The 2,031-nt window shown below is 70.1% G+C and carries 1 pseudogene; it reads left to right on the plus strand.

Annotated elements, in window-relative coordinates:
• Positions 1-493: 493 nt before the first annotated feature.
• Positions 494-2,031: pseudogene (locus tag NN4_RS44520) on the plus strand (hypothetical protein); the annotation flags it as partial.

Genomic DNA, 2,031 nt, shown 5'->3' on the forward strand with positions numbered 1-2,031 from the left:
CGGCGGTCCCGGCTGCGCCGATGCGGCGCCCGCCATGCCCGCGACCACGGCGGCGGTGAGCGCGGTCCCGCTGAGCACGGCCGCGATGCGGCGTCCGGTGAATGCGGTCATGAGGGTGACTCCTTCGGATCGATGCTGCCGGCCCGGCTGGTCCGACGAAATCGACGGTAGGGAAAGGATCTTCACCACTTGTTGAGCATTCGTTAGAGAACTCTTAGGTTCCCGTCGTCGCGTGCGTGGCCCGGTCGGCGTGCGGCAGAATTCGACCTGGTCACAAGCTAAATCGGCGGCCTCGAACGGTTTGTTAACCCACCAGAAATGGGGCTTCCGTTCTGGTTTTCGGGATGGCAGGGTTGTGTTGCTCGCCACCAGTGGAGTCTCTACAGTCCTGGAGAATGTGACAGTCGGGTTTTCCCGAAATAGTGTTAGGTGATCTTCACTCGGCCTGGCCGGCATGTGAGGATGGCTGCTGGAAACCCGAGATGGAGCTTCTATGACGCGTGACCTGCCCTTCGATGACGACACCACCGAGGCAGCCGAGCGCGCGGGTGACACCGCATACCGAGTGGCCACGGGTGTCGCGCGGGTAGCACGGGCGGGCGCGTATGTCACCGGCGGCGCACTGGTGGCCGCGAACGGTGGCGGTGTCCCGGCGCACCCCGGTTCCTCGCACGCGGACAGCAGGAACGCGGGCTGGGCGCACAACAGCGACCCCGACGCCGACCTGCCCTCCCCGACGATCACCTTTCCGGACCCGGTCGTCGAACCGGCTCCGCTGAACTCGCCGTACGCGGCCAACTCGCCCGTCGCCCATGGCAACTCGGGCTTCGGCCTGCCCGGCACCCACCCCGGCGGCGCGAACCTGCCGACGTTCGGCGACGAGTACAACGGCACCGACGCGGGATTCCAGCTGCCCGGCACCGAGTCCACCCATCAGGGCATGGGCCTGCCGAGCCTGCCCGGCGGCGCGTCGAACCAGCACGGCATGGAACTCCCGAATACACCCGGTGTCTCGGACCAGCACGGCGTCGGACTGCCGGGAACGTCGCCCGGTAACGGCCTCGGCCTGCCCGGTACGCCCGGCGGCATCGGCCTGCCCGGTGCGGACGCCGGCCCGGCCCACCGCCCCGGCGCCGAAGTCGAGGCGCCCGGTGGCAATGGCTTCGGTCTGCCCGGCCACGGGCTCGGTCAGGCCGGGCACGGTTTCGGCCTGCCGGGTGCGAACGGTTTCGTCGCGCCGGGTTCCGGCGTCTTCGACCTGCCCGGATCCCAGGCGACCCCGGCGGCAAACGGTCCCTTCGACGGCGTCGGCGACGCGGGCGGTGATCCCCTCGGGATCTTCGTCGGCACGCAGTGGTCGGTGGATTTCGCCATCGGCCCGCAGGGCGTCTACTTCAATTCCGAGATGAAGGTGGACCTGGGCGCCGGTCACGTGGGTGATCAGCTCGACCAGTTCACCGACTGGCTCGGCAGCGGCCTGCACGTGCCCGACGGCAACGACCGCGCGGTCACCGATCCGACCGTGGCCGGTCATGGCAACCCCGGTGTTGTCGGCGGTCTCACCACGCCGGGCTCGTCGTCGACCCAGTCCACACACTCCACGCACTCGGCGGCCCCGACCCCCACGACGCAACCGGTGGTGCAGGCGCTTCCGGCGCCCGCACCGATGGCCACGGTCGCGCCGGTGGCCACCGGCGCCGCAGCGCCCGCCGTGGTCGCACCGGTGGCGAGTGCCGCGCCGCAGCCGGTGGCGGCCACTCCGTTGCAGACCACCATCCAGCCGGACGCCGCGACCACGCCGATCGCGAATGTGTTCGCGGCACCGGAGGGTCCGTCGGTGCTCACCGTGCCCGCCGCCGCCACGCCCGCACTGTTCGATCAGGCGCGGCCCACGCCCGTGGTGAAGCCGAACCCGATCCCCGATACCAAGCCCTCGGACGTGTCGGTCACCACGCCGAACATGCCCACCACCATCACCAAGACCGTCCCCGTCCCGACGGTGCCGTCGGATATCACCACGCCGAGCATCCC

It is taken from the genome of Nocardia ninae NBRC 108245, assembly GCF_007990755.1.
Classification (GTDB): domain Bacteria; phylum Actinomycetota; class Actinomycetes; order Mycobacteriales; family Mycobacteriaceae; genus Nocardia; species Nocardia ninae.